Source organism: Citrobacter sp. CK206, assembly GCF_030333125.1.
Lineage (GTDB): Bacteria > Pseudomonadota > Gammaproteobacteria > Enterobacterales > Enterobacteriaceae > Citrobacter_B > Citrobacter_B koseri.
The window spans coordinates 1-4,374 of record NZ_JAOWGM010000018.1 but is presented as its reverse complement, the minus strand read 5'-3'; the positions used below and the strand labels follow the sequence as shown (position 1 = coordinate 4,374).

The 4,374-nt window shown below is 49.4% G+C and carries 4 protein-coding genes and 4 tRNA genes; 1 reads left to right on the top strand and 7 read right to left on the bottom strand.

The window, feature by feature from the left end; translation table 11 throughout:
- From OGX81_RS00690 to OGX81_RS00670, 5 genes are all read right to left on the bottom strand, one after another.
- The coding region (locus OGX81_RS00690) for a GTP-binding protein (protein ID WP_000031663.1) at positions 1-215 on the bottom strand (215 nt) is incomplete at its 3' end.
- Between the two features lie 116 nt (positions 216-331).
- Positions 332-407: transfer RNA gene (locus OGX81_RS00685), tRNA-Thr, on the bottom strand.
- Positions 408-412: 5 nt separating this feature from the next.
- Positions 413-487 (bottom strand) — tRNA-Gly (locus OGX81_RS00680).
- Positions 488-604: 117 nt separating this feature from the next.
- A tRNA-Tyr gene (locus OGX81_RS00675) sits at positions 605-689 on the bottom strand.
- Positions 690-697: 8 nt separating this feature from the next.
- Positions 698-773: transfer RNA gene (locus tag OGX81_RS00670), tRNA-Thr, on the bottom strand.
- A gap of 397 nt (positions 774-1,170) precedes the next feature.
- On the opposite strand from OGX81_RS00670, the gene coaA reads away from it, so the two are divergent.
- Positions 1,171-2,124 (top strand): type I pantothenate kinase, encoded by a 954-nt coding sequence (gene coaA, locus OGX81_RS00660; RefSeq protein ID WP_024130653.1) that lies wholly within the window; start codon positions 1,171-1,173, stop codon positions 2,122-2,124.
- Between the two features lie 30 nt (positions 2,125-2,154).
- Here the strand turns inward: coaA and birA are convergent, their stop codons facing one another.
- Positions 2,155-3,117, bottom strand: coding sequence for a bifunctional biotin--[acetyl-CoA-carboxylase] ligase/biotin operon repressor BirA (gene birA, locus OGX81_RS00655; protein ID WP_049011715.1), 963 nt, complete (start codon positions 3,115-3,117; stop codon positions 2,155-2,157).
- A complete protein-coding gene (gene murB / locus OGX81_RS00650; protein WP_104867921.1) occupies positions 3,114-4,142 on the bottom strand; it encodes a UDP-N-acetylmuramate dehydrogenase in 1,029 nt (342 codons plus the stop codon). The genes birA and murB overlap by 4 nt, the downstream gene beginning before the upstream one ends.
- Positions 4,143-4,374: the final 232 nt, after the last annotated feature.

The following is a 4,374-nucleotide window of genomic DNA, read 5'->3' as shown; positions in this document are numbered from 1 at the left end:
GTGTCGTATTCAACGTGAGAAGTGTTGATGGTGATACCACGAGCTTTTTCTTCCGGCGCGTTATCGATCTGGTCGAATGCGCGAGCAGCACCGCCGTAGGTTTTAGCCAGTACGGTAGTGATTGCAGCGGTCAGCGTTGTTTTACCATGGTCAACGTGGCCGATAGTACCGACGTTGACGTGCGGTTTTGTACGTTCAAACTTTTCTTTAGACATCGATTGTCCCTCTAAGACACGGATAAATCGGTGATATCACCACATCAACCAGGCGATATGCCTGAATTGTTGAATATTTAAGTTTATACAGAGAGAAACGGGAAGGAGAAGTGAAGTGGTGCTGATACCCAGAGTCGAACTGGGGACCTCACCCTTACCAAGGGTGCGCTCTACCAACTGAGCCATATCAGCACGTCTGGAGCGGGCAGCGGGAATCGAACCCGCATCATCAGCTTGGAAGGCTGAGGTAATAGCCATTATACGATGCCCGCATCCTGGAACTCGGCTACCCAGTTCTTTCTGTAACAAAAAAAGAGACATGTCTCTTTTCTTATTCGAACCGGTTAATTTTTTCAACCAGTTCAGACAGCAAACACGCTGCCAGAAAGTGGTGGTGGGGGAAGGATTCGAACCTTCGAAGTCTGTGACGGCAGATTTACAGTCTGCTCCCTTTGGCCGCTCGGGAACCCCACCGGACTTGATGGTGCCGACTACCGGAATCGAACTGGTGACCTACTGATTACAAGTCAGTTGCTCTACCTACTGAGCTAAGTCGGCATCAAGTAGCGCGCATTCTATGGAGACCTGCGACCTCATGCAACTAAAAAATTGCATAAAATGTTCTATCGCTCACATTTTGCACGACAAGACTGCTAAATGGCCTATTTTTAGTCAGGTCAGTGCGATTTTTCGACACCAGGATGCTAACGGCTTAACGGAGAGCATCATCATATCTGTGTTTGAAAGAGAAAAATTCTTCTTTTACATATGGTATATCCGTCACATTGCGTTTCAGGGATAACTTATCAGGAGAGATTTTTTCTTATTATTCCCTCCCATCTGGTGTTACCCTCCTGCCCATTGTCCAAATTAACTGAAATGTGTCGTGCCATTGCATGCCGGGGATGATTCGCTTTTTTATCGCTGACCTGATGTAGCAATGACAGCCAGAAACATGCTTATGAGTAAAGAGCAAACGTTAATGACGCCTTACCTACAATTTGATCGCAACCAGTGGGCTGCGCTTCGTGATTCCGTGCCGATGACCCTGACCGAGGGCGAAATCGCACGACTCAAAGGCATTAATGAAGATTTATCACTGGAAGAAGTTGCCGAGATTTATTTGCCCCTGTCGCGTTTGCTAAATTTCTATATCAGTTCAAACCTGCGCCGTCAGGCTGTTCTGGAGCAATTTTTAGGCACTAACGGCCAGCGTATTCCTTATATCATCAGCATTGCCGGTAGCGTTGCCGTGGGCAAAAGCACCACCGCGCGCGTACTGCAAGCACTGCTGAGCCGCTGGCCGGAACATCGTCGCGTCGAATTGATCACCACTGACGGTTTTCTACATCCTAACCAGGTGCTGAAAGATCGCGGGCTGATGAAGAAGAAAGGCTTTCCTGAGTCTTACGATATGCACCGTCTGGTGAAGTTCGTTTCCGATCTCAAATCAGGGGTGCCAAATGTCACCGCACCAGTCTATTCACACCTGATTTATGATGTGATTCCAGACGGAGATAAAACCGTCGCGCAGCCCGATATATTAATTCTTGAAGGCTTAAATGTACTACAGAGTGGAATGGATTATCCTCACGATCCACATCATGTATTTGTTTCTGACTTCGTTGATTTTTCTATTTATGTTGATGCGCCTGAAGATTTACTCCAGACGTGGTACATCAACCGCTTCCTGAAATTCCGTGAGGGGGCGTTCACCGACCCAGATTCTTATTTCCATAATTACGCAAAATTATCGAAAGATGAAGCGATCAATACCGCCGCATCATTATGGAAAGAAATCAACTGGTTGAACTTAAAGCAAAATATTTTACCCACTCGTGAACGGGCCAGTCTGATTATGACCAAAAGCGCCAATCATGCGGTCGAACAAGTCAGGTTGAGAAAATAATGTAAAAAGGGAGCGTTAGCTCCCTTTTTATTATTCTGCGCTGCGTAAAGATATTTCTCCGCCCATCCACGGCTTAATTACGCCATCCTGTTCAAGCAACAACGCGCCTTGCGCATCTATCCCACGGGAAATACCAAATATTTCTTTATCACCAATAATCAGTTTAACCGGTCGGTTAATAAAATTATCCAGCTTTTCCCAGCGAGACAGGTAAGGTGCCAGACCTTCCTGCTCAAAGAGTTCCAGCGCCGCACGCAACTCTTTGATTAACGTCGCCGCCAGCATGTTGCGATCAAGCGTAATGCCCGCTTCCTGGAGATTGATCCACCCCTGATTCACGACGCCTTCTTCCACACGGCGCATGGCCATATTGATACCTGCGCCGATAACGATTTGTGCAGCGTCGCCCGTTTTACCCGTAAGCTCAACCAGAATGCCTGCCAGCTTGCGATCGAGTAAATAGAGATCATTAGGCCACTTAACCCGAACCTTCTCTGCACCCAGATCGCGCAGAACCTCAGCCATCACAATGCCGATCACCAGACTCAGCCCGATCGCGGCTGCCGGCCCCTGCTCCAGACGCCAGTACATAGAAAGATACAGGTTCGCACCAAATGGAGAGAACCATTTCCGCCCACGACGACCACGCCCAGCCTGCTGGTATTCCGCTACACAGGCATCACCCGACGTCAACTGGCCGATACGATCCAGCAGATACTGGTTCGTCGAATCGATAACCGGAAGTACCGTGACATTCCCGCTGTCCAGTTGTGCATGGATGACAGAAGCATCTAATAATTGGATAGGTTCTGGCAGGCTATATCCTTTGCCAGGTACGGTAAACACATCAACTCCCCAGTCACGCAGCGTCTGGACATGCTTGTTGATGGCTGCGCGGCTCATTCCCAGTGTTTCACCCAGATGTTCACCCGAATGAAACTCACCATCGGCCAGCAAAGAGATCAGCGTCAGGGGAACGGTATTATCCTTCATGCAATGATCTCCACAGCATTCACTTCACCAGTCTGCCCGATAAACCGAACCTCCGGTTCCAGCCAGACATTAAATTTCTCACCCACGTTCTGACGCACATGATGCGCGAGTTTCACCACATCCTCGCTTGTCGCATTATGTGCGTTAATCAGCACCAGGGCCTGCTGACGATGTACCGCAGCGCCCCCGATACTGACGCCTTTTAGCTGGCACTGATCGATCAACCAGCCGGCAGCCAGCTTCACTGAACCATCGGCCTGCGGGTAATGTGGCGCACCGGGAAATTGCGCCAGTAATGTGTGCGCAATCTCTGCTGCAACAACAGGATTTTTAAAGAAGCTACCTGCATTACCATTTACTTTTGGATCGGGCAGTTTCGTGGTGCGCATATGGCATACGGCATCAAACACCTGCTGCGGCGTGACCGTTTCAGGTTCAAAGCGAACCAGGTCGCCATAAGTCAGTACGGGCTGCCACTGTTTTGGTAAACGCAGGCCGACAGCCACAATGGCGTAACGATCCTGATATTCATGCTTGAAGATACTATCACGATAACCAAAGCGGCACTCTGTGGCGCTCACCCGTAGAGACTTTCCGGTTGTCAGCTCGACACAATCCACATAGTCACAGACCCGCTGTAGTTCTACACCATAGGCGCCAATGTTCTGGATAGGAGAAGAACCGACGCACCCCGGAATAAGCGCCAGATTTTCCAGCCCCGGCATACCTTGCTGGAGTGTGTATCGTACCAGGTTATGCCAGTTTTCCCCCGCCCCTACGTGCAAGTGCCATGCTTCGGGTTGCTCTGTCACCTCAATACCTTTGATACGGTTGATAATCACCGTTCCATGAAAGGTATCAAGAAACAGAACGTTACTCCCTTCGCCCAGTATCAGTACCGGATGATTTGATGCTTTAGCCGATTGCCAGGCATCCAATAGTTGTTGTTCATTTTCGGCACAGACAATCTCGTTAGCGCGTTGATCGATACCGAAGGTATTCCAGGGTTTGAGGGAGTGATTCATAGACGCTTTCCTGATGCAAAATCGCGTCTAGTTTACCGCATATGCAACAGTATGGCTTGTGGTTATGTAGGTGGGATAAAGCGCAGCCGCCATCCGGCTGCACCCGGGCGCATAAACGCAAAAAGGCCATCCCTCAGGATGGCCTCTTCACTTTAATTAATGCCTGGCAGTTCCCTACTCTCGCATGGGGAGACCCCACACTACCATCGGCGCTACGGCGTTTCACTTCTGA